At 41.8% G+C, this 23988-nt stretch carries 32 protein-coding genes and 1 pseudogene; 18 read left to right on the forward strand and 15 right to left on the reverse strand.

The genetic code is table 11. The features are described from left to right. Positions 1-22: 22 nt before the first annotated feature. The 5 genes and pseudogenes from CK510_RS06925 to CK510_RS32600 all read right to left on the reverse strand — a co-directional run bounded on the left by CK510_RS06925 (position 23) and on the right by CK510_RS32600 (position 4805). Positions 23-340 carry a DUF4365 domain-containing protein gene (locus CK510_RS06925; protein ID WP_095721004.1) on the reverse strand — a complete coding sequence of 106 codons (318 nt, stop codon included), beginning with the start codon at positions 338-340 and terminating at the stop codon, positions 23-25. Between the two features lie 165 nt (positions 341-505). Beyond that, entirely contained in the window at positions 506-1861 is a 1356-nt protein-coding gene (locus CK510_RS32595) for an ASCH domain-containing protein (protein WP_211293112.1), read from the reverse strand. A 73-nt stretch (positions 1862-1934) separates the two neighbouring features. Continuing rightward, positions 1935-2501 (reverse strand): annotated as a pseudogene (locus tag CK510_RS33270) (DNA cytosine methyltransferase); the annotation flags it as partial. Then, the gene (dnaB, locus tag CK510_RS06945) at positions 2501-4021 is read right to left on the reverse strand and encodes a replicative DNA helicase (RefSeq protein ID WP_245911893.1); all 1521 of its coding nucleotides are present in this window, start codon (positions 4019-4021) and stop codon (positions 2501-2503) included. The pseudogene CK510_RS33270 and the gene dnaB, both read right to left, overlap by 1 nt. Beyond that, positions 3948-4805 (reverse strand): MarR family transcriptional regulator, encoded by an 858-nt coding sequence (locus tag CK510_RS32600; RefSeq protein WP_211293113.1) that lies wholly within the window; start codon positions 4803-4805, stop codon positions 3948-3950. Before CK510_RS32600 ends, dnaB begins: the two co-directional genes overlap by 74 nt. A 201-nt stretch (positions 4806-5006) precedes the next feature. Between CK510_RS32600 and CK510_RS06955 the strand changes: the two genes are divergently transcribed. The 4 genes from CK510_RS06955 (at position 5007) to CK510_RS06970 (ending at position 7257) form a co-directional block, all read left to right on the forward strand. Further along, positions 5007-5354, forward strand: a complete 348-nt coding sequence (locus CK510_RS06955) for a hypothetical protein (protein ID WP_095721007.1) — start codon at positions 5007-5009, stop codon at positions 5352-5354. Positions 5355-5356: 2 nt separating this feature from the next. Beyond that, positions 5357-6112 (forward strand): helix-turn-helix domain-containing protein, encoded by a 756-nt coding sequence (locus tag CK510_RS33275; RefSeq protein ID WP_245911895.1) that lies wholly within the window; start codon positions 5357-5359, stop codon positions 6110-6112. Next, positions 6109-6411: a hypothetical protein gene (locus CK510_RS06965; protein ID WP_095721008.1), complete on the forward strand. Its 303-nt coding sequence runs from the start codon at positions 6109-6111 to the stop codon at positions 6409-6411. The genes CK510_RS33275 and CK510_RS06965 overlap by 4 nt, the downstream gene beginning before the upstream one ends. 504 nt (positions 6412-6915) lie before the next feature. Beyond that, positions 6916-7257 (forward strand): hypothetical protein, encoded by a 342-nt coding sequence (locus CK510_RS06970; RefSeq protein ID WP_095721009.1) that lies wholly within the window; start codon positions 6916-6918, stop codon positions 7255-7257. A gap of 210 nt (positions 7258-7467) precedes the next feature. Here CK510_RS06970 and CK510_RS06975 read toward each other — a convergent pair whose 3' ends face one another. Beyond that, positions 7468-7962: a hypothetical protein gene (locus CK510_RS06975; protein ID WP_095721010.1), complete on the reverse strand. Its 495-nt coding sequence runs from the start codon at positions 7960-7962 to the stop codon at positions 7468-7470. Between the two features lie 152 nt (positions 7963-8114). Between CK510_RS06975 and CK510_RS30875 the strand changes: the two genes are divergently transcribed. Together CK510_RS30875 and CK510_RS30880 are read left to right on the forward strand one after the other, a co-directional pair. Then, positions 8115-8342 carry a hypothetical protein gene (locus CK510_RS30875; RefSeq protein WP_143289236.1) on the forward strand — a complete coding sequence of 76 codons (228 nt, stop codon included), beginning with the start codon at positions 8115-8117 and terminating at the stop codon, positions 8340-8342. 566 nt (positions 8343-8908) lie between these two features. Continuing rightward, entirely contained in the window at positions 8909-9181 is a 273-nt protein-coding gene (locus CK510_RS30880; RefSeq protein WP_143289237.1) for a hypothetical protein, read from the forward strand. Between the two features lie 5 nt (positions 9182-9186). Here the strand turns inward: CK510_RS30880 and CK510_RS06980 are convergent, their stop codons facing one another. Continuing rightward, entirely contained in the window at positions 9187-9666 is a 480-nt protein-coding gene (locus tag CK510_RS06980; RefSeq protein ID WP_095721011.1) for a hypothetical protein, read from the reverse strand. A gap of 97 nt (positions 9667-9763) precedes the next feature. Between CK510_RS06980 and CK510_RS06985 the strand changes: the two genes are divergently transcribed. From CK510_RS06985 to CK510_RS07015, 8 genes are all read left to right on the forward strand, one after another. Beyond that, complete coding sequence (locus CK510_RS06985) at positions 9764-10483, forward strand: hypothetical protein (RefSeq protein ID WP_095721012.1); 720 nt, start codon at positions 9764-9766, stop codon at positions 10481-10483. 99 nt (positions 10484-10582) lie between these two features. Beyond that, complete coding sequence (locus tag CK510_RS06990; protein ID WP_095721013.1) at positions 10583-11110, forward strand: antirestriction protein ArdA; 528 nt, start codon at positions 10583-10585, stop codon at positions 11108-11110. Positions 11111-11186: 76 nt separating this feature from the next. After that, complete coding sequence (locus CK510_RS31580) at positions 11187-11348, forward strand: hypothetical protein (RefSeq protein WP_158224856.1); 162 nt, start codon at positions 11187-11189, stop codon at positions 11346-11348. Positions 11349-11416: 68 nt separating this feature from the next. Next, positions 11417-11872 (forward strand): hypothetical protein, encoded by a 456-nt coding sequence (locus CK510_RS06995; protein ID WP_095721014.1) that lies wholly within the window; start codon positions 11417-11419, stop codon positions 11870-11872. Positions 11873-11980: 108 nt separating this feature from the next. Next, positions 11981-12202: a hypothetical protein gene (locus tag CK510_RS07000; protein WP_095721015.1), complete on the forward strand. Its 222-nt coding sequence runs from the start codon at positions 11981-11983 to the stop codon at positions 12200-12202. A 15-nt stretch (positions 12203-12217) separates the two neighbouring features. Further along, positions 12218-12862 carry a hypothetical protein gene (locus CK510_RS07005; RefSeq protein WP_095721016.1) on the forward strand — a complete coding sequence of 215 codons (645 nt, stop codon included), beginning with the start codon at positions 12218-12220 and terminating at the stop codon, positions 12860-12862. 84 nt (positions 12863-12946) lie between these two features. Further along, entirely contained in the window at positions 12947-13165 is a 219-nt protein-coding gene (locus tag CK510_RS07010) for a hypothetical protein (RefSeq protein WP_095721017.1), read from the forward strand. Positions 13166-13325: 160 nt separating this feature from the next. Beyond that, complete coding sequence (locus CK510_RS07015; RefSeq protein WP_143289239.1) at positions 13326-13571, forward strand: hypothetical protein; 246 nt, start codon at positions 13326-13328, stop codon at positions 13569-13571. Positions 13572-13751: 180 nt separating this feature from the next. Here CK510_RS07015 and CK510_RS07020 read toward each other — a convergent pair whose 3' ends face one another. The 4 genes from CK510_RS07020 to CK510_RS07035 form a co-directional block, all read right to left on the reverse strand. Continuing rightward, on the reverse strand, positions 13752-14468 hold the full coding sequence (locus CK510_RS07020; protein WP_095721019.1) for a hypothetical protein: 717 nt from the start codon (positions 14466-14468) through the stop codon (positions 13752-13754). A gap of 108 nt (positions 14469-14576) precedes the next feature. After that, on the reverse strand, positions 14577-14864 hold the full coding sequence (locus CK510_RS07025) for a hypothetical protein (RefSeq protein WP_245911897.1): 288 nt from the start codon (positions 14862-14864) through the stop codon (positions 14577-14579). A gap of 211 nt (positions 14865-15075) precedes the next feature. Further along, the gene (locus CK510_RS07030; RefSeq protein WP_095721021.1) at positions 15076-15654 is read right to left on the reverse strand and encodes a hypothetical protein; all 579 of its coding nucleotides are present in this window, start codon (positions 15652-15654) and stop codon (positions 15076-15078) included. Next, the gene (locus tag CK510_RS07035) at positions 15654-16244 is read right to left on the reverse strand and encodes a thermonuclease family protein (RefSeq protein WP_211293114.1); all 591 of its coding nucleotides are present in this window, start codon (positions 16242-16244) and stop codon (positions 15654-15656) included. Before CK510_RS07035 ends, CK510_RS07030 begins: the two co-directional genes overlap by 1 nt. A gap of 219 nt (positions 16245-16463) precedes the next feature. On the opposite strand from CK510_RS07035, the gene CK510_RS07040 reads away from it, so the two are divergent. Genes CK510_RS07040 through CK510_RS07050 form a run of 3 tightly spaced genes read left to right on the forward strand, consistent with a single transcriptional unit; the run spans position 16464 to position 18834 of the window. Further along, the gene (locus tag CK510_RS07040) at positions 16464-17099 is read left to right on the forward strand and encodes a hypothetical protein (RefSeq protein ID WP_095721022.1); all 636 of its coding nucleotides are present in this window, start codon (positions 16464-16466) and stop codon (positions 17097-17099) included. A 6-nt stretch (positions 17100-17105) separates the two neighbouring features. Beyond that, positions 17106-17828: a hypothetical protein gene (locus CK510_RS07045; RefSeq protein WP_095721023.1), complete on the forward strand. Its 723-nt coding sequence runs from the start codon at positions 17106-17108 to the stop codon at positions 17826-17828. 1 nt (position 17829) lies between these two features. Continuing rightward, positions 17830-18834 carry a hypothetical protein gene (locus CK510_RS07050; protein WP_095721024.1) on the forward strand — a complete coding sequence of 335 codons (1005 nt, stop codon included), beginning with the start codon at positions 17830-17832 and terminating at the stop codon, positions 18832-18834. 113 nt (positions 18835-18947) lie between these two features. Here the strand turns inward: CK510_RS07050 and CK510_RS07055 are convergent, their stop codons facing one another. Beyond that, positions 18948-19655: a hypothetical protein gene (locus tag CK510_RS07055; protein ID WP_095721025.1), complete on the reverse strand. Its 708-nt coding sequence runs from the start codon at positions 19653-19655 to the stop codon at positions 18948-18950. A gap of 235 nt (positions 19656-19890) precedes the next feature. Here CK510_RS07055 and CK510_RS07060 point away from each other — a divergent pair, with 235 nt between their 5' ends. After that, entirely contained in the window at positions 19891-20802 is a 912-nt protein-coding gene (locus tag CK510_RS07060) for a DUF1838 domain-containing protein (RefSeq protein WP_095721026.1), read from the forward strand. A gap of 221 nt (positions 20803-21023) precedes the next feature. Here the strand turns inward: CK510_RS07060 and CK510_RS07065 are convergent, their stop codons facing one another. The 3 genes from CK510_RS07065 to CK510_RS07075 form a co-directional block, all read right to left on the reverse strand. Next, entirely contained in the window at positions 21024-21539 is a 516-nt protein-coding gene (locus CK510_RS07065) for a DUF2059 domain-containing protein (RefSeq protein ID WP_095721027.1), read from the reverse strand. 59 nt (positions 21540-21598) lie between these two features. After that, the gene (locus CK510_RS07070) at positions 21599-22870 is read right to left on the reverse strand and encodes a TolC family protein (RefSeq protein WP_245911899.1); all 1272 of its coding nucleotides are present in this window, start codon (positions 22868-22870) and stop codon (positions 21599-21601) included. Continuing rightward, positions 22788-23988: HlyD family secretion protein (locus CK510_RS07075; protein ID WP_211293115.1), on the reverse strand; the 1201-nt coding region annotated here is incomplete at its 5' end. The genes CK510_RS07070 and CK510_RS07075, both read right to left, overlap by 83 nt.

The following is a 23988-nucleotide window of genomic DNA, read 5'->3' on the forward strand; positions in this document are numbered from 1 at the left end:
TGTCAATAGGGTTTGAGATGCGCTAACCCTGGTTGGGAATTAAAACAACCACTAAAATTTTAGGAACAAGAGTTTTTGGTTTTCTTAACTCATTGTAGTTTTTAAGCTTAAGAGGATACCTGATAAAACTATCATCAATTATATCAGTAGATGTAGACTTTACCTGTATTTCCAAACGAGGCGGATATTGAGAATATTCTTTTTCTTCACCGGAAACGATAACATCTATACCACCTATATCCATCGGTCTAGATGATATTTGACACGAATATCCTGCTGCTGATACAACTGCATAAATATAGGCATAACTAAACTCTTCTTTCTGGATGTTTATATCCATTTGGCTAGCACTTATTTCTTAAATTTGCCTTTGGTACTTTCAATTAATTATCTGAAAATACTACTTTATTGTACTATTTATTCATGTTATTTATATCTGTAAAAATAATACTTTAATAGCCATTATTCAATCGTTTTAATATTTTTGTAAGTAAGTCGGCGCGAGTTAAATCATCACCCCCAACACACCCAATATTTCCCGCACTGGTGCTTTTTCTGCGTCAAGTTGATGTACCTGGGCAAGTAAACGCTTGGGAATATAACGCGAAGATTTGATTAAGCGATCGCCCCCACTCCAAAACTCATAGTGGTAATAAGCCTGCGGGTAATCTTTACTACCCCTAGTAATAGTGCGCCAGTAAATACTACCGCTACCATCACCTTTACGCCGTTTACTAGGTGAGTCAGCGCTGCGGGAGGGCTTCCCTCCGCAGGCGACTGCGAATCCGAAGGGGGATACGTCATTACTAGGGCTGTTACTAGGGCTATCTATAAACCTAGTATTATCAATACTTTCAGCAGTATTTACCTGCTTATCCCCTAGTAAATTCTCATTATTACTAGGGCTATTTTTCTCATCCCCTAGTAATTTACTAGGGCTTACCCCAATACCCAATAATTCCAATATTTCTATAACCGGGCGCTTCTGTTTTTCAGCTTCTTCAACCACCCCTAGTAATTGTTTGGGAATATACTTGGTTCGCTTTTGACCGTTCTCCTTCCAGTGATAGTAAGCCTGGGGATAATCTTTACCGTTCTTAATAATAGTGCGCCAATGAATATAGCCGTTACCTTTTCCTTTCTGACGCTTTTTACTAGGGGATATGTCATTACTAGGGCTGTTTTCTAAATCCCTATCCCTGACATTACTGGGGTTTACCTGGTTATTCCCTAGTAATTCTGTTAGCTTTTGTTGAGATTGGAAGATATCCAGAGAAAGAGTAAAAAGTCCCTGTTTCCCCTTAACTGCAAACTGTTCTGTGATAGGTTGGATATTTTCTAGCTTCCACGCATAGCGCCCAACTTGCCAATCACCACTATTGATTTCAGTTTGTGATTGCTGTTCGATAAATTCAGGTGTCATTTCAGTGCAATCAACCAAATCACACAGGGCGATCGCCCGTCCATGTGGAAAATTAACCTCATCCCAGGCTGGTAGTTGCAGTTTGTCCTTGATTTTTAGATATTCCTGGTAGTGCTTTGGGTTATTGGCAGTCGAGCAAATCAACAGCTTACCTCTGTAGCTTGTTTTCCAACTACGAGTTTCAAACTTCTTCAAACCCAGAGGAATTAGAGAAGCCCAGGGTTGCCAGAGGCTAATTGCTTTAAATTCAGAATTTGCACTTGCAGAATATTTACCACCCGATTCTTTAACTTTTTTCGCTACTAATGGAATTGAGGTACAAGACTCGCTTGAGTGCTGTTTTCGCCGCTTCGAGACAGATGGTATTTCCGAGTGCTTCCCGTCGTCTGCGGGTGGTGGTGTCTCCCTTGTTAACTCCAAAGGGGATGAATACCCCATCGGCAAGCCAAACATGGTTTCCAGCAACTCTGGATTTGCTACCTCGCCACGTTGAATTAGCCCTAATTCTTTGAGTTTCACTTCCAATTTGTTCTGTCCAGGGGGTCGGCTGGTGCGAGAACTTAGTGCTGTGGGGGTAGGCAACGATAAACAGTCTTTCTCGATAGTGGGGCAATCCAAAGCTGGCTGCACTGAAAACCAACCATTCCCCCACGTACCCGACTTGGGAAAACTGCCACAATAGGTTTCCAAAGAATGAACCTGGTTTTCCCCCTGGTTCGCTGGGTGCATCGAGCAGTCCGGGGACGTTTTCGACAATAACCCATCGGGGTCTACATCCGGCGATAACTCGCAAGAAATCGGGGAATCGGTTGCGATCGTCAGTGGTGGTGAGTCTTTGTCCCTGTCTGGAGAATGGTGGACAGGGGACTCCGGCTGTGATGATATCGAAGGCTCCATCGTAGGGGAAGGGATTAAAGTTGGCTATATCGTCATGAATGGGAATATGGGGAAAATTCTTTCGTAAGGTGGTTTGACAAAAATCATTCCACTCGCACAAAACTTGGGTATCAATTAATAATTCCCGTGCGGCAAGGCTAAATACCCCCAAACCAGCAAAAAAGTCAGCGTGGGTTAGCATCACCAGCCACAACGAGCTAAATTTTTAAATTTGACAAATTGGTTATCGAACAAAAGTTTGACTGTTCCCGTAGCTCCATCCCGGTGTTTAGCTGCAATGATTTCGCATATTCCCCGTTCTGGAGAATCTGGGTGGTAATAATCATCGCGGTAAAGCATAATCACCTTGTCCCCGTCCTGCTCAATCCCGCCACTGTCACGCAAATCTGAAAGAATTGGACGTTTGTTTTGTCTGGTTTCCACCGCACGAGAAAGTTGCGACAAACAAATTACAGGTACTTGCAGCTTCATTGCCAACCGTTTTAACCCACGGGTAATCGCTGCAATTTCGTTATTACGATTGCCGTCACTATCCCCCATCAGTTGCAAATAATCAATCACTACCAATCCCAAATTCCGACGCTCTAAAGCCATAATTCGACGGCATTCAGCTTCAAAATATGAGAGCGATGGTGTGGGGGAATCATTCAAATATATCGGTAGGGTTGATATATCTTGTACAGCTGTAATTATCGGCTCCCACTGACAATCGCTAATCCTGCCAGTTTTGAGATAGTTACCCTCAACATTTGCCTCACCTGCCAGTAACCGCATCGCAATTTGGGTTTTACTCATTTCCAAACTAAACAAAGCAACTGGGAGATTTTGCAACTGCGCCACATTAAAACCAATTTGGGCTGCGATCGCACTTTTTCCCATCGCCGGACGACCCGCAATAATTACCAAATCCCCGCGATTGAAACCACCATTAATCATCGTGTCAAGGTCGTAAAATCCCGTGGGGATGCCAGGTTGTACGATTCCTTGGTTACGTTCCTCCACAATTTGGTAGGTATCAGTCATAACGCCAGCAATATGGCTCGTACTTGATGTATTTTCCCCTTGCTGCAAATTGTAAATCTGGGTTTGTAACTGCTCAAATGCTTGTTCTAAGGTTACGTCATCGTCCGATTTATGTTGCAATTCCAGTGCAAAAGCGCCCAGTCGTCCCAATTCCCGCCGCTTCCATTTACCAACGACCAAATCAGCCAAAGCGTCAATATTCACCGCACTAACGCACATGGAAACCAGGGAAACTAGTTTATTTCTACCCCCAACCCGAAATAATAAATCGTTTGCCGAGAGCCAGTTCGCGATCGCAATCAAATCTGTTGGCTGTTCTTGGGCATTCAGCCTAATCGCCGAAAAGTAAATATCCTGGTGAGCCTTGATATAAAAATGGTAGGGTTTCAAGCGATCGCGCACCCGCATTATTGCATTGGGGTCTAGTAAAATCCCACCCAATATTGCTTCTTCTGCTTCCGCACACTGCGGTGGTAGCTTGCTGACAGACGAAGCAAAGTTAATTACCTTTGCGGGTTCCTCATGGGCAACAACGGAGTGATCCACATTATCTTGTTTAGCGTACATAATTTTTGCTGTCTTAAATTTTGGTAAGGAGTGAAAGTCAGTCAGGGACTTGGGTAAACTTGGACGGATGTTTTGCGATCGCCCACTCATACCAAGCCGAAGATGTGGCATTTTCGCAAAACTTAGCCAAACCAATATTCATCAGCGTCATGTATTGCCCTTCGTGATTAATTTCATCCCAATTATCAAAATTTTGTACAACTGTACTACTCGCCACCCCGCAATGTGTAGACCCAATTGAGGATTCTTGTTTTTCAAAGAGTTCTTTTAATTCTTCAAAGTTGGCTTCAATCCATTTACCCGGCAAAGTTGGGGGTGTTGGTAACTCAGATGCTTTTTTATTAGCAAATTCTGAAAATCTCTCTCTCTCGTCTTCTGAGAGAGAGTCTTTATAAGTCTTATTAATCTTATTAATCTTAGAGTTTTGGGATTCAGGCTCCACAAAGCTTTCAGACTCTGTGTGGTGTGTAGCGATCGATCGCGGTGTCTCACGATCCACCTGGGTGTGTGGCGATCGATCGCGGTGTGTAGCGATCGATCGCGGTGTCTCATCACACCTTGGTGCGTCGTTATATTCTAATGTCTCATCACACCACAACCCTTTAGGTTTAACCTTGGCTTTAACTTGCAGTAGTTCCAGGTCGATAAAACCTTTTGCGTCTAACTCTTTAAGGGCACGGCTTACTGTTTGCCTGTGAACTATCCGCTCAGACGTTGAGAACAATCGGGCAATTTCAGCGCAGTTGATGTCAACTCCTTGGTTATATGGGTCAAGGGTGCGAATGTAGTACAACAAATCTTTTTCTGCTGGTTTTAAATCCCTGCAAGCCCTTAACCATTCTTCATGTTGCAGTGGGTAAAATTTCCCTTGAATTTTGCTACTGTTTTGCGTCATAATGCACCTAAGATTTTTTTTGCCCCGGTTAACCTACTGGGGCTGGTTTTTTTTTCGAGTATTAGGGAAATTCGTTGGCTTTTGTATTACCAGCTAGCGGTTCATCTTGGTAAGATTGAACTATTCGCTAAGTTCCCTATACACTCATTCACTCATGGCTTAAGATAGTACTATAAAATGTAGTCATGAATAAATAAACTTATGAATTTGTCACAAGCTTTAGATAAAACGCTCGATAAATATGAAATCAGCGCTAAATGGTTATCCGATCAAACTGGTGTGTCTCCCCAAATGATTAGTGGCTTTCGGCGAGGACAGCAGCGTATTTATTCAGATAGCCTAGAGCGGATATTAGCTGGATTGCCTGCCGAAGCGAGGAGTTACCTGTTATGTCAGTTGGGTGCAGTCGATCTAAATCAGATTGATTTGCAATCGCTCGTAATTTCCTTATCCCCTGAAGAAAAAGCCGAAGTTTTTAACGCACTTGCCATTTGGGTTGTTCAATCCCGTGAAGCCAAAGATTCAAATTGCTTACCGCAGGCAGTATAGTTTTGCGCGTAGGCGTAGCCCGTCGTAGACATCGCTCTTCAAATCCATGTGGATCGCAAAATAAATACGAAACTTTAATTACTAATTCTTTAAAAGAAAGTAGCGAAAAATCTACTTTGCCCCAATTATTAGTAAAAGCAGCATCAGAAAACCAGCCATTAGTGGTAGTATTTAAGCTGAATTTACTCAAATTTAGCCATTTCTTACTCGAAGCCAACACAATAGTTTCGAGAAAATTGTCCTTTGCGTATAAAATTAAACAGTTAATCAATGTCCGAACCTTATTCAAATCAGTTATACACGTAAATATACTTACGATATGCCAATTGCAATTTATTTTAATTGGTTGGCATATATTGCAATTAATACAATATACGCAAACAATGCAAAAAACCGCAACAGGGTTACGGAAAAAACACCAGCAGTTATTTGACGAGATGTTCAAGGAGTTCAACCTTTCATCCAAGGAAATTGCGGAAAAAGCCAATATTTCTGAAGGAATGTTTTCTCGGTTTCGCCAGGGTAAGTCGGATTTTTCAGCAGCAAACTTGATTGAAATACTCCTCTTAGTACCATCAGAAGCACAAATTTGGTACATATCCCAACTTTTTGGGAAAAATCCTGGTAATAATTGGCGCTCCTTGCTGATTTCAGCCTCACCTGAAGAAATAGGCGAAATTTTGCGAATACTTGCGGACGTGTACGTTAGCAGCAACCGTGAAACTACGGATACTGCAAAGGAATTAAAAGCTGTATGATAAATGGGCTTAATGGATTATCAGTAAATAAAGACCAGCAGAAGACTGTGAAACTTGATTTTAAAAAGATTATTGAGGCTTGTGACAATTTGAGCGCTGATGAAAAAGCCCAGCTTTTGAAGCACTTACTTGGAAACGATACTGGACTATCGCTGGTGGTTGGTGGTTCTCAAGTTAACGCAAATACTGTGTATCAAATTAACCTGGCTGATAGAGAACAGGTAGGTGATATCTTGAAAGCGATCGCGAATAGAATAGAAGGCGAAGCTGTTAGAAAAAATGATTCACAAACAGATTAATTTTCACGACTCTTGCTATTTTTTTGAGAAAATTGCTATCGCTCAAAATCTTAGAAAACTTCTTAAAATCAATCGAAATAACGAAAATATATTCTAGTTGTGAGGGGGTGAAAGCCCTCTTTTTTTATGAGAAAGTGCAAACACAACGAAGGTTGGGATTAGCCCGATATGTCTAAGTGACTTGGTTTTCCCTGATGGGGAAAAGTAATGTCCCATTGGCGAATAAAACAAAATATGGATTAACGGTTGCCTAACGGCGTTGTTTTCCCTTCGGGATATTGTCGCAGTCAAAGCATGGGACGCTCAATCGCCGCTAGGCTACCCCGGCTGTTTCAGTATGGCTACGGGGTCAAGGGTAAAATGCACGCGAGAAATTGTGCTTCGCGTTTTATGTTTGGCTCCATTCCGCAAAGCCTCCATTTCGCATCTCGCGCCCTTGACTCCCTTCGCTTGAAAAAATTAGCCGGGGTTGTCTCGGTCGTTCTTTCGTTCGGAGTTTGTTCCATGTTGGTTGTTTCTTCTTTTGTTGGTTGTCCTGCTCCTGTTGCGGCTGAGGTGTTTTCGCTTGCTTGGTCTTTGGGTGTTGGCGTTTGTGCGGTTCGTCCTTCTGCTCGTTCTTTTTCTGGTTGGGTTTGTGTTAGTTCGTTTAGTTCTCAGTCGGCGGCGTTGCGGTTTGCTGCGGTTGCTGGTGTTCGCTTCTTTGGGGCGGCGGATACGTACTTCGCGGTTCGTCGGTTCGGTCGTCGTTGGCGTGTGTCGGTTCCGGTTGCTGTTTCTGCGGTGGTTGTGGTTCGTCCGGCTAGTCGTCTTCGTTTCGGTCGTGGTCGGTTAGTTCTGGCTGGCTAGTTCGTTTGGGTGGCTGCGGCTGCCCTTTTTTTATGGGGTCAGGCGATCGCTTTTCTTACTTTGATGCAAAAGGCTGGAGATTTAAGACCGCAATTTTTGAGATTTTTGTTGTAGTCGTAAATCATTAAAAAGCGCGATCGCAATTCACCATTGGTAAACCGCGATCGCTTGAAGATATTATCCCAATTTTTTATTGGATTATTGATACAACTAAGACATCATTAAAGCGTTTATTTTTTCAACAGTTTCTACAAAGTTTCTACTTCTTATAGGCTTAGGCTTTGGTTTTCCGGGTGACGGCTTTACAGGAGTTTGAACTATTTGTAGTATTCTCAACTCCTTATTATTGATATTCAGAGTATAGGTAGTATTGTCTGCTTTAGCCTCGAACACATTGAGACTTTTATCAACAGGACGCGCAGCAAGTGTTATCCCAACAGAGCCTGATTTTACAGATTGTACAATCATGCTATATTTACCATTAATATCACCATTACCGCAAATATGGACATCATAATTGTCAGTGTATGCCTTTATTAAGAAGCTATCACTATCGCTGCAAGTGATACGAGGTGCTTGTGGTACGCTCTGGGCTAGCGAGGGTAAGGGTAAAAAAATTGAAGGGCTGAGAACAAGTAATACTCCTACGTTAGCTAAGGCAATCTTTGTCCACTGAAAATAAGATTTTGTTTGAGATAGTGCCATTTTTTTATTCTTTAAAATACAAGAAATAATTAGGTTAAAAGATAGATTTTTACGCAGGTGTTACGCTATTAATCTTTGTTCTGAATTATGCTTCAGTGTAAGTATTAGTGATTTCGGATAAATGGAGAAAATAAAAATTTTGGAGTCAACCAGTGCCAATTAACTGCAAAATTCAACATGGTGACTTCTCGAAAGCGATAGGCGATCGCAGTCCAAATAATTGCTCGTACCGCAACGGGCAAGCAAGCTACGTCGGGGAGGGTTGCAGTTCGTTACGGAAACCGCTCCGATTTGCTGCCCTTCCGACTCCTCACTCGCGTCAAGGGAGTACCCTTTTACCCTGTCCCCGTACCCCCAAGGGGACAATTGTTACTGCGTAGTTGTTTTTTTTGCAATAAATTTATATCGTCGAGTGCGAACTTGAAGATAGTCGAGGCAAGTAGAGCCAGTCATCGCACTCGGTTATTGGTTAAAGAATTTATAAGGTTGCCTTCGGCGTTTTTATACCCCTCCGTGCTTCGTTCCGCAAAGCCTCCACTCTCGCACCGAGGGAGCGCTACGCAAAGACCAAAAAAGCATTATACCAACTCCGCAAAGCCTCCGTTGGTATTGCTTTTTCTTGGGGTCTTTGCTCCGCGATGGCGCAGTGTTCCGCAAAGCCTCCACACAGCGCGGAAGAGGAAGAATGAAGAGAAAAAAAAGAGGAGAGGTAAAGGTATCTGCTGCTGCTGTCAAGAGTCTTCGCGTTGGCGATTAAGTTTTTTGACTGCTCGCTTGCGCTCGCCCCGAACCAAAAAACCAAAGAATCCCAGATGTATCTAGAAAATCTAGGATATTCAACTACGCCGACTCTGATGGTTGCCCCCATCCTGGCAGGTTTCAGGCTTACGCTTTGTATAGCCCCGTGCGATTTACGTCTTACCTTGTGGGTTTAAAGCTTGAATAAGTGGCAGCAGTTCCCCAGGTCGTCCGCTCTTTCTGCGTTCCGGTGGCTGGGGGGTTGCCAATTGTGCCTTGTGGCGTGCAACTACGGTTTGTTATCCGTCGCGGGTTAGGTTTCCCCGTAGTTGGTGGTGTTACTTCACTCGCTCCCTGTCGTTTCCACCGCGTCCCGCGATCGCGCTGTCATTGCCTCCGGGTTTACTTCGTTCCGTTTCATCCACTCTTAAATAATAGCATAGCTGTGCTATTATTTAGCATGGTTATGCTATCTTTATAGTATCTTTAAAATAGGTTGAGTTGCTTATTTTCCGGCTCATCTTTAAGCCATTCTGGTAGCCAGCTTTTATCCTCCGGTTGGGTGGAAAACTGCGGAAAAATGCATATTTGTAACCCCCGATATTTAGCGTATGCAATAGTTAACCACGTCCCTGAACCCTTGCCAGATGGGCTTTTACACGGCTTGCACCCATCGGGACAGAATTTATTAGGAAAAGCATAGAGCCAAGGGTTATCCAACGTTGCAGCAGCATCCACCATTCGTTTAGAGCGTGCGGCAAAGTGCCATTTTTCCGTTCCTTCCACTTTATACACCGTCAATTGTTTGCTGTAGTAGCCCGCAACCCCACGCACGAGAGCATCTAGCCCCGGTGCGTCCCCTACGTGCCAATCGGCTTTGTAACTGGCAATTGATTCTAAATTCTTTTGTATGTCTAACTCTTGGGCTTCATTCAGCCGCCGCGACCCAGTAAAAGCTATGTGCATAAGTTATGTTAAGTAAATAGCAATATATTGCTATTTATAGCATTTAAATGCTATATTAAATGTAGACAATAAAAAATTAATCTAACGGAATTTAAATATGTTTGGTATCTCTTCACAGTTGGCAAGTCAGACCATTAATAAAAATACTGTCTGGAAGTGTTTAGTTGCACTTGAACTAGTTTCGGGTGAAATCACACAATTTATTAGCGATCGCATGATTGTTGAAGGTTGGGCGGTTGGTGTACGTGTGGTTATCAAGCGTGGTTACAAGGGTATTCGGGTTTTTAAAGGACTCTCTACAATCATTTCTCCTTTAAAAATGGCATTGCAGTTCATGGAGGAGACTTGCCTTAAATCACGTGGCTTAAATGTTACGCGCAAAAGCGAAAGATTGTTTTTAGTTGATTCAGCGCAAGACCCCACAAATAAGCACGTTGTTACAGCGCAAGCTGACGGGTTGACATGTTCTTGCATGAAGTTTAAATGTCTGAAAAACCGCATGGTTAAAGAAGCGCCACAGCTTGTTAAAGCAATTGGTCAAATCACTCTGCTTGATGGGAACCATCTTGCTTACACCGAACAATTTAATACCGAAACAATGGAAATGGTGGGTAAAATTCATATTCAATGTCACCATGTCCGGGCAGTGATGCGCGAGGCGTTTAACGCATTTTCATCAACTGAATATTTACTCAACTGGAAGCAGGTAATTAATGATTATCGAGTACAGCGCGATGACTGGATGAGTAGCGAACGCTGGAGTCAAGAATTAGATAATATTCCCGAACTGGGCGAATTTAAACCAAAAACTAGATAATTTTTCTCGACCTGAGTAAGTCGCTAAACTGCTCAAACTGCTGCCCAACCCGACCACCTTTTAAGCGGCAATTACTCAAAAACACCAGAGACATACACCATGACACAAGAAGAAAAACCCCGTATTTATGTAGCTTGTCTTGCTGCTTACAATAACGGCAAGTTACACGGGGAATGGATTGATTGCGATCGCGATAGTAGCGATATTTGGGACGAGATTAACGCAATGCTAGCAGCTTCCCCAGAACCCGATGCTGAAGAATGGGCAATACATGCCTTTGAAAACTGGGAAGGAATTGAAATCGGTGAAAACGAAGATATCGAAAAACTTGCAGAACTTGCCCAACTGCTTAAAGAACACGGTAAACCCTTTGCCCATTATTACCAAGACAACGGCAGCGACACCACAGCCGAAGATTTTCAAGACCATTACATGGGGCAATACGAAGACGAAGAAGATTTCGTACATCAGATGTGGGAAGAGTGCGGAACCCTTAAACAATTGGAAGAATTAAAAATTCATGAGTATTACATCGATTGGGCTGCGATCGCTCGTGATTGGTTCATAAGTGATTATTTATCTGTCGAAGTTGGATACAAAGAAACTTACGTTTTTAACCGTCATTAAGTATTTTTAAAACGACTGGCTGCCAGCCCACAGCCATAAGCGAGGGTAATTAATTCAACTCATAAGTGAGAAAAACATGGACATCAAAAAAGAGGAATTTCAAGAGAAACTAGAACAAATATTTGCAGACTTGGATGAACTAATTAACTACCTAGATGAAGGAGACAATTACAAATTGATTGCAGCCCTTAATAAAGCTTACGAGGAAATCCAAACAGCAACGCAGATAGAAGACTAGATTTTTAACTGTTGCCCAACCCGACCAATCTTCTAGCGGCAGCTACCCCAAAAACAACGAGTAAAAACATGAAACCAACTTGTACAAACTGTAAATATTATTCACAACCTCAACACGATACCGATATCGCCTGTGCGGTTAACCCTAATGGTAAAGCTTGTAATTGCTTGAGCTACACACCTGTAGTTGACGAAAATTTGCTCGAAACAGCTTTAGTTAATCGTAAACAAGATGAGTATGAAGCATTTAGACGACAAGCTAAAGAACGATTTCAAGTAGAAATGCCAGAGTTAAGCTTTGATTCTAACTGGCTCATTCCCCAAATTATTACTAAGCGGATTAATGATTTTTTACCTCAAGTAATGAGACATGAAAAAGCTTCATCTTATACCCAAGAACAAATTGCGATCGCAGTTATTCAATGGGCAGAAAAGCAAATGAACTATCACCTTGAAACATACGACTTAAACCATAGTTTGGAGTCAAACTGTGGAGTTTGGGGAATTTTAGAAGATAACAAATAGCATTTATCCCTGTGGGTAGGTGGTTAGACCCTCAAATAATTAAAAACTGCCGCCCAACCCGACCAAGAGCAAGCGGCAGCTACCCCAAAAACAACTGAGGTAAATCAAATGTACAACAACATTGAAGATATTGACCGAGAGATAGCTGCACTCAAAGAACAACGAAACAACGAGATTCTTTACTGGTTTGAAATGGGCGAGAGCGATCGCAGTGCATTCTTACCCCCGCAGTATGCCGAAAACCCTTGGTACAAGCTTGGCTACGACGACCGCAAATACCAGCTTGAAATTGGCTTTAACCCAACACCCGTAAACTTTAACCCTTTCTAAACCGGAGTAAAAATCATGGCTCGTAATAAGTTTTTTGCATCCACACCCAAAAACGAAGGTTTAGTCATTCCCGAAATGGCGGTATTCCTCAAAAACGACTGCAAGGCAGGGTGTTGGACAGTTGGTGAAACCGAGTACGGAGGCAAGCTGGAGTTTTTGCTTGTTCACTTTTCGCGTCGCGTTAGCGAGTACATGGGTGGTCGTATTGCCCAAGGTCAAATATGGCTGACTCCCGTTAGCGGTGATGTACCCAAGGGTATTGTTTACTACACTCTCATCAAAAACAGCAAAAGCGGTCGTAGTGGTTCCTTAAAAAATCTCGGTTGCCAAGTTGCGATCGCCCAATCCCAAGGCTACGACCCCCGCGAGTTGGTTTGGTGTCCCAAGTTTGTCAAAAAATCGGCTGCGATCGCTGACGAAAATGGGACTACTCAGAATGCAAGCTGGTACGTGCTTGATTGGTCTTATCGCGAATGCCATGCGGAGGAGGAAAAGGTTCTCGATAACACCGTTGCTATTATTCAAAATTCCGATCAAATGGAATTGCTATTTGACATGGATTTGGAAGCGACAAGTATTTGTGTCGATGGGATGAGCCAACGCGAAATTTTGGCGGTGCTTAACCCAACTAACAGAATGGCATTACCTGCTGCTGATTAATCGATAACAATGACCTGGGTAAGTCTAAAACTGCCCATCAATCTAATCACGTCATGACCAAAAACAACACTAGTGGAGAAGATAATGGACGAAGATGACTTTTACCAAAATTACCAAGCACAGCGCCTAGAATTTGTTCACCGATATCAAAGTGAATGTTGGGGAACATGGTTTAATCATTTTCTTTTGCTTGGTATGCCAGTCAAACAGGCACAGGAAAAAACCAAGGTAATTGTCGAAGATTGGACTGGTAGCCCAATGAATTACAACCCATTCATATCAGAAGACAACCTAGATTTTTAGGTATTCAGCACAAAACCTATAGGGTGCTTATTGCACCCTACTTTTTTCTCTACGCCAATAGCACCACAATAGACACCTATACTCCATGCAAGTACCCCAAAATTCTGTTATCTACAACTATCATCTAAAATTGAATAGCACTATTACGCTTAAACATCGCATGAACACGCTATTACAATTACTTGATGAAAAAAAATGGAATGCCTCTGACCTTGCCCGCGAGTATGGCAAACGCGAATCACCCGAACTTACCCCCGACGAAGCTATCAAAAAGTATGGCTCAATGATTCGTAAAGCTGTAAACGACCCCGACCGCACTAAGCACGGTACTATCAAGCAATTAATCGAAATTCTCGGTGGCGAGTTAGTAGTTAGGGTAAAACGGGTTGAGGATATGTCTTTTTAATTACTATATTTTCTTAAGTGCGACTATTATTTAATTTGCTACAAGAATTATTTATGTAACTATTTGGGACAGCGATCGCACTCATGCGATCTAATTGTATTAATGTTGCCTTTATTACTCAAGTATATTAAATACATACTGAGTGGGAGAAAATCGATTCTCCCAAGGATTGTTTTATTTTTAATTTCTCAAATACCAAGGCAAAGCTTTTCTACTTTCCTTGCGAATATGTTCGTAGGCTTCGGGGGACAACCAAGAACCATCCGCCACACTGAGATAGTCTGACGGCACTTCTTCCGGCGGTGTGGATGGTGGTAGTATCCAGGGGCGTTCGGGTTGGACACCAGGAATTGTGTTTAACTTTTGCTCGATACGTTCAAGCTTTCGGTTTACTGGGGTCAATGCTTGGCTTAAAGCAGTGGCGATGGCATCTGATAGTTCTGCTTTACTTATTAACCCTTGCGATATGCTGCTGGTTGGGGAATACCCAGTTTGCGACCAGATAAATACTCTCATTCCAGCCCTTGCGATCGCTCGATAGTTAGCTTGTGCTATGTGTTTGCCTTTATACTTGCGTGCATCCATTGCATAATATTCCAGTACAGCATGGCAAACTTCGTCAATAACGAATAAGCTATTTTGTCGGTCGTTCGTTTCCAGCCTCAATACTTTACCTATTAATGGTTTTAGCGTTTCTGGTAAAGTATTCGTTTCCAGGTCAGAATCCTCAATTTGCGTTAGTAGATTCGAGATAGCAGAGCTAGAACCCTCTGCTAGTCCACAAAAAATTGACAAGGCTCTTACAGTCATTCCACTTACACCATCATCTTGACGGGTGCAGTAGCTTTGGTCATCTTTGATTTCAGATACCAAAATTTGAGAAGTGCTATCGGTCATAATAAAACAAACCTTTTATCTGGGTTTTAACAAGGCGATCGCTCTCCCACGAAGAAGTTGCGATCGCTTTTGTTATTCCATAATCCTACTAACAGTAATTGACATAAATCAAGTATCTTTAGCAATAATTTTCGGGGAGTCAAATAACTCGTAAATGTCGCTGTCCAATGCTTCTGTTAAATACCTCAATAGCCTAAATGAAACCGTCGATGGCGCTCTCTCACTTCCCTCTGGATGCTCTAAAAGTTGGATGTATTGCTGTGATACTTTATATTCGTACTTATCCATCACTTTTGCGGCTAATACTCGACGTGATACCTTACCCCGCATTGATTTTAGCTTTTGCCCTAGTTCTGGATTCCACTCAACCGATGCGATCGCGTTCAGTTCTAGCATAATTAAGTTTTTACTATTAACACTTGACATAATTCATATATTTTTTATAGTGCTACTAGTAAATAATAATGCAATAAGCGGAGCTTAACGCCAACGCGGGGCATCACAAGGCATTGGTGTGGTAGCACCTGAATTGCCAAGCGATCGCTTCAATCACACAGACCTGGTTATGAGTGCAATTCCCGCCACTACAAAGGCGATCGCTTGGATTCTAATCTCCACGTGAATTATTCGTTCTCTTAAATTTCATCCCCACAACCACTACTGTCACAAATCCCACCACCATACTCGGTTCCGGTATTTGGTTGAAGCTTTTTATCCTCACCATACTCGTTCCTAGTTTGTCTCTGGTGTCCATAACAACGAGGGAAAGGGTTTGGGTATTGGTTATGGTTGTTTTAAGCCAGGGTGAAGTTCGTTTGGTGGTATTGGCAATTGGTAAAGTTGCCGTTGTTCCCGTGGCAAGGGTCGTAAAAGTTTTACCGTTCCAGATGCCAAATATGTCTTTGTCGCGTTCCACCGTCTCGAACTGCCATTCAAATTCGTATCTAAAATTTGGATTTAAGTTAAATGTAATAATGCTACCCTCGGTTCCATAACTACCCAGTGGTGTTTTCAGCCATTGCGATAGGATACTAGCAGACCTTGCCCCGGTAGCTGTGGTCATTTCCATGTAGCCCGGTCGTTGTGTCACGGCTCCCGTGTAGTTGATGGTGGGAACTAAGGATGCTGCTAGGGTGGTTTTTATGTTGCCCAGCAGTAAAAAGAGAGTGAGGTAAAAAATTTTCATTATTGTTGGTTTTTTATACGTTTCCTAAAATCCCAAGGCTTTTCATAATTTCCCGACCATACACCGATGCGTTTTGCAGCAGCGATTTCTTCGGCTCGTTGGAATACTTCAGCATTGGGACAATTTTTGAGATATTGGCGGTAAAGATATGCATTCCCCGAAGTTAATTGTTCTTCATTCAGCGATTTTTCTCCACCATTCACTGATGTAAAAACCTCAGCTACTTTCCTACCATATCTATCTGTATCAACTATACTTACCATCACTTCATTATTTGCCTCATTAACTAATTTTTGTAAATTCTTTGTTGATTCTTCACCCCATTCTTGCCCTGCTTGTCCTTTTTTAGAAGTTTCCGGTGCATCAATACAAGCAAGCCTTACTTTTACCTTTTCATTTGCTGTCTGCCGGACAGTTATCGTATCACCATCCGACACTTTAACTACTGTCCACCGTACAGTTAGGGGTGGTGCAACCTTACTGTCTGCCGTCCATGTTTGCTGTCTGCCGGACAGAAATAATATAATAAATATACCGCTCACACCAACAAAAAGACCCGTATTTATAAAGTTTTTAGTAAGTTTTTTCATCGTTATTAACCCCAGTTTCTCTAAATAATCAATTTATCTATAGTCAAAGAATAAAATGCTACTGACTTTATAACCCACCCGAAGTATTATTACCAATTGTCTGCGAGTTTATAGCTAAATTACCTCAGTGGTAGCCTGTAAATTCACTCTCTCGACAAATCCCAAAATTCTTTTTTTAATGGCTACATAAGCGATAGGGATTTTCGAGTTTATCAAATTATGAAACACAAACTTTTAGGTTTAACTGCTTTAACTTGTGGTATCGTCGCATCCTACATTGCACCAGCAGCAGCGATTCAGTACCAATCAAGCACAGTTTACAAAGCTACAGAAAATGGTGTTGATGTGGCTTACCTGTCAGGTTCAGCTAACTCAACTATTCAAATCAAACTTGGTGCAACTGACCGTCCTGCTGCACGTTTGGCAGGTGCTTGTGGTGAGGTGCGGATTCCTGTTCCCTCTAGTGGCAGTTTTGCCGGGTTAAAAGTCGATGGTACAGCCATTGATGCTTCCTCACTCCCAACTTTCTCTATTCCCAGTTGTCTTAATGGCACATTTGCAGAGGCACGTCCTGATAACTTCAAAGCACCCAATGGAGCAGTAATAATTGTCAACAAAACACCACAATCGGCTGTAACTATTGCATTACCCAGCGAACAAACCCGTGCAGTCAGGCTAAATGGCTGTGGTTTTGGTCGTCTTGCACCAGCGACAGGTTCCACTCTCCCATCGGAATTTATGATTGGTGCGACCAATTACACCGTGTCTAGCTTACCCGACGCTCAAAAGGGTCCGATTTGTCGCAGCTTGCCTAACAATGGTGGATTTGAAGGTTACGTTCCCGCTAGCTGGTAATTAACAATGATTAAGAAGATAATTATTACTTTTGCTACTTCTATTGCTACTTCTATTGCTGCGATTCTTCCTTTAAATTCTGCTGCTGCTATTCAGTATCAAGGAAGCAATTTCTTTGTGGTCAATGGCAGTGGAAACTACGAGCAAGAAAACTGGGTTCCCAAAAAGTTAATTCTTAATGGTAATGCTAGAGAAAAGGCAGAAGTAATAGTTAATTCTTCTGTAGCTATCAATAATCCCCAATATTCGACTAATTGCAAAGCTCTTTTTATCCCCATTGATACTGTAAAAAATCATCTAGGTATTATCAAAGTAGGTAGTCAAACAGTTAACATCAATCAACTGCCAACTAATGGGAATAACTGTAGCTATTGGGGAATGAGTGATAGACCAAACAACTTTATCACTCGTCCTGATGCTGATAGGTCTGGCAGATTTGTAGTCATCGTCAACCAAGAAACAATTCAACCCGTCGAAGTTTTAATCCAAGAACGTAGAGTAGTCAGCTTCAATGCCTGCGGCTTTGGAACACTCGGAGAACAACGGAAAATTAAACGCGATCGCTATAATGCAATTATCGAATCTACCCTGATTCCTTTACCCACCAAGTTTACTTTTAAAAATCAAGAATACACAACTTCATCGTTTCCTACCACCAGCGATTCTAAAGTACCAGTTTGCAGACAAGTAGGTGGGGAAGCAATTGAATATAAACCTATGAGTTGGTGATATGAAAAAATATTTATTATTCTTGGGTTTATTATTTTTTATCATTCCCCTACCTGCACTCGCACAGATTACAGGTCACTTAGGTAATGGATATTTTTACATTAAAGGTTTAGAACCAAGTAAACCCTTTGAAGTTGGTTTGGGTGGTATGCCCTTTATTCGCTCTGGACTATCCGATAGTTGTGGAGTCGTACAAATTAGACCCAGACGCAGTTTGCAGAGTAATGAAAAGGTCGAAATACTTGATGGTAATAGTTCTTACAGTTTTGTAAATAATGCAATCGCAGTTCGTGATAATTATAAGTGTGCTAAACAAACAGAAGCGCGTGCTGTTTGGAAAAATTCAGCAGGTTTGGTATTTGTTTCTGGCTTCACTCCATCGAAAGCATTAACTATTAAGTTTTTAGGTGATAATCCCAACCGCACTGTAACGAGTAATTTCTGCGGATTTATTCGCGTAGTTTTACAAAATCCTATTCCCAAAGCAATCTTTTTAAATAATCAAGCTCTACCAACAACTGGTACACCTGGTAGTAATTTTGCTTGCAATAAAAATAATTTGTACATTTCCTATCCAAAAATTATTCAAGATGTACAACCAGTTGAAAAAACTACTTGGATAACTCAAAATCCAGTTGAACCTTCACCAGGTACTACAAATATTAATAATGGTGGTAATGGTGGTAATACTAATAATGAGCCAGCAATTTATATCAACCAAGATGATGAACTAATTTTAACTGGTAAAACTCCAGGCAGAACAATTGAAGCAATCTATAGCGGTAATAGTAATGTTCAAGGAAGCGGTGAAGTCACTGTTGATAGTTGCGGACGTGCCAGAATGTTTGCTTTATTTATCTATGGTGTGGGCTTTATACCAACCAGCTACACAATCACCGCACCAACAACAATTGTCGAAAAACATTTAGGAATTGAAGTTGCACGTTACCAAATACAACCAAGTCAGATTCAACGAAATGTTAATTTGAATCCAACTTGCTCTTAAATTTCTGCATCTGGTATGAATTGCGATCGCTCAATCCCAGATTTTTCACTACATTTCTCAAAGCCTTATAAAACTACCATATTGTTGAAGTAATGGAGTCCATTGGTATAAAATCAGCACTTATTATGCAGATGAGCGTTAGTGTTTTTGCACTGTTTTTCTGTATGCTTGAGCATCGAAGCTAGACCTAAACAGCCAAAAACTAGTAAACCCAAAATAGAATTGGGTTCGGGAATGGCAGTATAATAGGCACTTACCCGAATTGGACCATCTTGATCGGCTGGTGGAGGTGCTGTTGGTGGAATAATCCCACCACCTGGTTTGAGATTGGGTTGGGTAACAAATTGATTGAAAAACACAGTTCCGTCCGGTATCACACCTCCGCTAAAAGTGATGAGGTTATCTTTAACGACAACATTTTTAAATATATCCGTAAGACCATCCGTATTAGAAAAGCCAATCTTCCCATCTCCGTCTACATCTCCCCACTGCACCAACTCATTATTAAACGCAGGAGTAGAATTTGGATTGCTATAAGTAAGCGTTTTCAAGTCGAAGACAAAACTCCCCATATCCTTTCCAGTCGCATTAAGCAAGTTGTTTGCGTTATCTGGAACACCGTATTCCACTACTTGCCCTGGTTGTAATTCTGACCCCAGCTTTCTTGGGTTTCTTGTTTTGATTATGTTTTCATTCCTTGTTGTCACAATGGGTTCAACCAAGATGGCAGCACTTACTTGCTCCAAAGGCAAAACACTAATTATTGCTGCCCCAAAAACAGAAAATGCTATTTTGAATTTTTTTGTTAATAAAATCTTCATAAATCACCATGTAATTTAAAGAAATTACCAAGATAAATGTTTGGCAATATTAGTAATAATACTGAAGAGTGACATCTCTGCGATAGGGTCTTTGTACTATGAGATGAGAAAAAATACATTTGCTCAACTGAATAAGCCAAAAGTGATTGAGTAGGGGCAGAATTTCCCTATACATTACGATATTCAAATGCTACACTTAACGGCTTTATATCTTTGAATATCCAGGGTGACATTTATGATTTTCAAGAATATTAGAACTATTAAAAGTATCCAAACATTCGTTGCCCTAATCACCTTTGCTGCCGGAGTTAGTTTGGTTGTAACACCATCAACCGCACAACAGATAAGTATAGATGAATTCATCCGCGTTCGCTGCACGACTACAGGGGAAAATGTATACACCCAATGGCAGGGTTCGATGTATGCTTTTGTCCCCCAGGAACGACAGCGCAAGCTTTTTAATATTTTGGGTATGAATGTTGCTCGATGTATCAAGAATAAGCAGGGTGAATGGCAGTTACTTTCCCGTGAACTCAATTATTATCTAGACCCCAAAACCAATAAAATTGTCCATAAATGGGAAAATTCTTGGACTGGGGAAACCGTTGCCATTGCTCACGTTGCTAATAACCCAGTTCAAAATGTTGTGTCTGGTAGTCCTAAAAGCGAGGTGTCTGGCACTAACGTTACCTTTGTAGTTGATGTCCCCCTCACTTATCCCAATGTTCTTGCGAACGACGCAAAATTTAAGGACTACAGTCCAGAAAAGTTATACCAAGCTGGAGAATTTTTTAAACTGACAACATCCCTCGAAGAATTGAGAAATTCCACACATGGGGTGAAAAATATGCACATCGATTGGATGCGAGTTAGTCCTTGGCTACCCTGGATGAAGATGAAGGGCAAACCTGGATACTTGGTTTATAGCGCAACTGGTAGGAAATTAGCCAACTTTGAAGAACTTTCCCCTCTGTTGAAGGAAGAAATCAATTCTCGCCTACCTTTGTACAAGGAGGCTCCTCGTTGTTTCTTGGCAGCAGAAAACGAATCCTCATGGTCGTATTTTGGCAAGTACTTTGCTGAATATCTTAAAGCCGAACGCTTCCCTATTGCCGCACCTGTAACTCAAGATGTGTGTGAGAACTAATTGCGATGCTATGAGCGACCACAAAGTGGTATCGCAAATGCTAGTTTTGAGGTCGAGCGATGCATTTTTCAAAGGGCGATTTCCAACAATGGCTGTAAGCTTAAATTATTGATTAATGGCTTAATTGAGCGGCAATTGAACGCCTCCAAATCAACACCGAAATATCACAATATTGTCCGCTCCAATGATTTGTTATAGCCTTTCTGAATGCGGCTGGAAGTCTAGTCTGGTGGTAAACTGATTTTGCCGTTATTATAGTTATCCCACAATTCAAATCCCATTTTAAACCTTTGTTTAGATGTATCCATATATGCTTTGACTTCAGACTGCAACAACTTTTTCATCACAGGTTGCTTTGATAAATTTAACAATTCCTTTAATTCATCTTCTGAAAAATCGGCTTCCAGTCTTGCTGCATAGGCATCTTTGAAGTGTCTCCAACCAATTTCTCGTGCAAACATCTTCCTAAACCTTGTATAAAGCTTAAAATCGTCGCCCTTACCTATTAGCGTGCCCATCAAGTGGTCGAAATGCGTATCGTATCTTTGTGCAATTCCTATCTTTAGTAGTACCTCAGTTGCCAATTTATACTTGGAGGTTTCTCTGGCAGATGTTTTTAATTGGTATTCAACTAAAGGGAGTTGTTGAGAATTCGCTACATATACCGTGAAGAAGGTAAAGCAGACGATAAGCAACAATCCGAGAATCCTTGAAAATTGTAACTTTACTTTGAACATTGGAATTTAAGTACCTGAAATTTGATACAAGTATAGTAATTGTATATATACTTAAATTTTCAAATCTCCGCATCTTTCACACTCAAAACCAACAACTTCAACTCAAATAAACTTCGTCGCATTTTTGCCCAAGCTTGATAGGTTTGGGCTTTTTGATTATCCAGCGAATTCAACCTCGACAAATAATTTTCTGTATCACTATTTCCCCTCGTATATCTCAATTCAAACACCTTAAATTGATCAGTTGCCCTCGATGCCACAACTTGCGAAGTCTGAAAACTAGTTTTTGCTTCATCAAACCTTACCAGTGCTGCTGCTACTTTTTCGCGTATCTCATCAGCCAACTTTGCCCTTCCCCTCTGCAATTCCGCCACCTTTATCTGTAAATCAGAAATTGCGATCGCATTCCTTTGAGCATCAGCATTTCCCCCTTGGCTACCCTCAAACAACGGGATACCAATAACTCGCAGCAAACCATTAAGTATAGAAGTATCACCACGAATCACAGCTGCAATATTGTCGATTAATCCAGTTCCCGCAGGTTGACGTTGCCCTGGATTTACAGTTGGTCCAAGTAGATATTGTAATGCAGGAGTGAGAACACCAAGCCGAATTGATTTTTTATTCTGTGCTTTGGCTGCATTAATTTTCTCATTAGCTTCAGCAATTCTGGTATCGAGTTCTCTTAATAATGGTGATTGGGTTACGGCTTTAGACTGCAACTGTTCCAAGCAAACAGCAGAAGTTTCTAAGCAGGATAAACCACCGCGCATAATCCGCCACATATCCTCACTAAATTGCTGTTGAATCAACTTGTCGATATCGGGTTTAACAAAAGGGTTTTGTTCAGTTTTGGGTACTACCGAATCCGATTGTTGTTCTGCCTGTTGCTGGTCTTCCGTTGTATTAAATTCATCAGAATTTTCTGGTGCAGGTGTTGATTCTGGCGTTGGTTGATTTGTTGTTGGTACTGAATTAAAGGATGGTGGTGCAACTGGTATTGGTACGGGTGATTTTACAGGTGGTGCAACTGGTACAGATATGGGTTTAGTTTGTGCTGTTACCCCTGGGGTTAGGATTGCAAAATCTGTCATTGCGAGGAGGAACGACGAAGCAATCGCAACAACAACTGGACATTTCTTGTTCCCAAGCTCTGCCTGGGAACAAGTTTCGCGAGGCTCTGCCTCGCATATAGACTGGAGGCAGAGCCTCAAACTCAGGGTTATCCAGGCTCTTCCTGGAAACCAGTCAACTCCTTCTGCCTTCTGCCTCCTGCCTTCTGCCCTCTTTCGGAATAGAGCTAATAGTAACGATTGTTTGATATTTGCCATTGTTACCCGTCCAGTTTTTAATTCTCCTGATATATCCATTTCGAGGCGATCGCACTGCCGGAATTAGTGCCAGTTTGTCATCGATGCTACTCAGTGAAAGATTGAGTTGAGCAAGTTGATAATCGCGATCGCGCAAACTTTGGGCATATTGTGCCTGCTGTTGTGAGTACGATTGTTGCGAGTTATTTTCTTGCTCAATTCGTTGCACAGACTCAATCGAAGCTTTATACTCCACCAGTTTGCGGTTCGATTTAGCAGTTTCCAATCTTGAACTCGCCATATTTAATTCCGAACGTGCCAACTGCACCCCAATTTGCAGGTTTTGTAATTCCTGCTGCTGCATCACCGCACTAGCATTGAGTTTCGCCCGTTCCCGCTCCAATGCCGATTGTGCTTGTTCCAATTCCGATTGCAATTGAGCAAGTTTGGCAGTTTCATGGCGAATTACTGGCACTTCCAACTTCATATCCCGCATACTTCGCAGTAATTCTTCTTGCTCATTTACTTTCTCTTGTGCTTGTCGTAGTGCAGCTTCCGACTTTTCAGCTTCAGCGCGTTTTTCCGGATTATCGGTTTGTAATAATTGCGATCGCATAGCCAAAATCGATTGTGCCTGTTGCAATTTCAGCCGTGATTGAGCAATACTCGCTTCTTCTTCTACAAACTGGGCTTTAGGTAGTTGAGAAAGTGGTGGTGTTGCAGTTGGTTTAATTGGTGCAGGAATCGGCTTAGATTTGAGATTATCGATTTGTAATGTTACCGATTGACGCTGTTTTCTCAACCTTTCCCGTTCGATGGAATTATCAGCAATAATTTGTCCAATTCTAATTTCTTCCCCTTCCTTCACCTTTAAATGCGACGGGTCATCAACAGTAATGGTTAACTTTAATAATGGTTGGGGTTTAATGCCTGCTTTCTCCCTTACCCCATTCGTTAGGGGAGTTCCCACAGTTTTAGTTTGAGCGATCGCATTCGTACTATTCGCACCACCCAACTTGGGCACAATTAACCCCAACACAGCCATCCCCACACAGCCACATAAGAACCCCACCCTAACCCTCACTAATCGCGAGGAGGGAACTAGATTCTTTTCCCCCTCCCCGCAAGCGGGGTAGGGG

This window comes from Brunnivagina elsteri CCALA 953 (genome assembly GCF_002289455.1).
Classification (GTDB): Bacteria; Cyanobacteriota; Cyanobacteriia; order Cyanobacteriales; family Nostocaceae; genus Brunnivagina; species Brunnivagina elsteri.

What these genes read in the sequence shown, in the direction of transcription:
- CK510_RS06925 (WP_095721004.1), bottom strand. Translation starts at nt 340, where the DNA reads ATGGATATAAACATCCAGAAAGAAGAGTTTAGTTATGCCTATATTTAT.
- CK510_RS32595 (WP_211293112.1), bottom strand. Translation starts at nt 1,861, where the DNA reads ATGGGGTATTCATCCCCTTTGGAGTTAACAAGGGAGACACCACCACCC.
- dnaB (WP_245911893.1), bottom strand. Translation starts at nt 4,021, where the DNA reads ATGCCACATCTTCGGCTTGGTATGAGTGGGCGATCGCAAAACATCCGT.
- CK510_RS32600 (WP_211293113.1), bottom strand. Translation starts at nt 4,805, where the DNA reads ATGACGCAAAACAGTAGCAAAATTCAAGGGAAATTTTACCCACTGCAA.
- CK510_RS06955 (WP_095721007.1), top strand. Translation starts at nt 5,007, where the DNA reads ATGAATTTGTCACAAGCTTTAGATAAAACGCTCGATAAATATGAAATC.
- CK510_RS06965 (WP_095721008.1), top strand. Translation starts at nt 6,109, where the DNA reads ATGATAAATGGGCTTAATGGATTATCAGTAAATAAAGACCAGCAGAAG.
- CK510_RS06970 (WP_095721009.1), top strand. Translation starts at nt 6,916, where the DNA reads ATGTTGGTTGTTTCTTCTTTTGTTGGTTGTCCTGCTCCTGTTGCGGCT.
- CK510_RS06975 (WP_095721010.1), bottom strand. Translation starts at nt 7,962, where the DNA reads ATGGCACTATCTCAAACAAAATCTTATTTTCAGTGGACAAAGATTGCC.
- CK510_RS06980 (WP_095721011.1), bottom strand. Translation starts at nt 9,666, where the DNA reads ATGCACATAGCTTTTACTGGGTCGCGGCGGCTGAATGAAGCCCAAGAG.
- CK510_RS06985 (WP_095721012.1), top strand. Translation starts at nt 9,764, where the DNA reads ATGTTTGGTATCTCTTCACAGTTGGCAAGTCAGACCATTAATAAAAAT.
- CK510_RS06990 (WP_095721013.1), top strand. Translation starts at nt 10,583, where the DNA reads ATGACACAAGAAGAAAAACCCCGTATTTATGTAGCTTGTCTTGCTGCT.
- CK510_RS31580 (WP_158224856.1), top strand. Translation starts at nt 11,187, where the DNA reads ATGGACATCAAAAAAGAGGAATTTCAAGAGAAACTAGAACAAATATTT.
- CK510_RS06995 (WP_095721014.1), top strand. Translation starts at nt 11,417, where the DNA reads ATGAAACCAACTTGTACAAACTGTAAATATTATTCACAACCTCAACAC.
- CK510_RS07000 (WP_095721015.1), top strand. Translation starts at nt 11,981, where the DNA reads ATGTACAACAACATTGAAGATATTGACCGAGAGATAGCTGCACTCAAA.
- CK510_RS07005 (WP_095721016.1), top strand. Translation starts at nt 12,218, where the DNA reads ATGGCTCGTAATAAGTTTTTTGCATCCACACCCAAAAACGAAGGTTTA.
- CK510_RS07010 (WP_095721017.1), top strand. Translation starts at nt 12,947, where the DNA reads ATGGACGAAGATGACTTTTACCAAAATTACCAAGCACAGCGCCTAGAA.
- CK510_RS07015 (WP_143289239.1), top strand. Translation starts at nt 13,326, where the DNA reads ATGAACACGCTATTACAATTACTTGATGAAAAAAAATGGAATGCCTCT.
- CK510_RS07020 (WP_095721019.1), bottom strand. Translation starts at nt 14,468, where the DNA reads ATGACCGATAGCACTTCTCAAATTTTGGTATCTGAAATCAAAGATGAC.
- CK510_RS07025 (WP_245911897.1), bottom strand. Translation starts at nt 14,864, where the DNA reads ATGCTAGAACTGAACGCGATCGCATCGGTTGAGTGGAATCCAGAACTA.
- CK510_RS07030 (WP_095721021.1), bottom strand. Translation starts at nt 15,654, where the DNA reads ATGAAAATTTTTTACCTCACTCTCTTTTTACTGCTGGGCAACATAAAA.
- CK510_RS07035 (WP_211293114.1), bottom strand. Translation starts at nt 16,244, where the DNA reads ATGAAAAAACTTACTAAAAACTTTATAAATACGGGTCTTTTTGTTGGT.
- CK510_RS07040 (WP_095721022.1), top strand. Translation starts at nt 16,464, where the DNA reads ATGAAACACAAACTTTTAGGTTTAACTGCTTTAACTTGTGGTATCGTC.
- CK510_RS07045 (WP_095721023.1), top strand. Translation starts at nt 17,106, where the DNA reads ATGATTAAGAAGATAATTATTACTTTTGCTACTTCTATTGCTACTTCT.
- CK510_RS07050 (WP_095721024.1), top strand. Translation starts at nt 17,830, where the DNA reads ATGAAAAAATATTTATTATTCTTGGGTTTATTATTTTTTATCATTCCC.
- CK510_RS07055 (WP_095721025.1), bottom strand. Translation starts at nt 19,655, where the DNA reads ATGAAGATTTTATTAACAAAAAAATTCAAAATAGCATTTTCTGTTTTT.
- CK510_RS07060 (WP_095721026.1), top strand. Translation starts at nt 19,891, where the DNA reads ATGATTTTCAAGAATATTAGAACTATTAAAAGTATCCAAACATTCGTT.
- CK510_RS07065 (WP_095721027.1), bottom strand. Translation starts at nt 21,539, where the DNA reads ATGTTCAAAGTAAAGTTACAATTTTCAAGGATTCTCGGATTGTTGCTT.
- CK510_RS07070 (WP_245911899.1), bottom strand. Translation starts at nt 22,870, where the DNA reads ATGGCAAATATCAAACAATCGTTACTATTAGCTCTATTCCGAAAGAGG.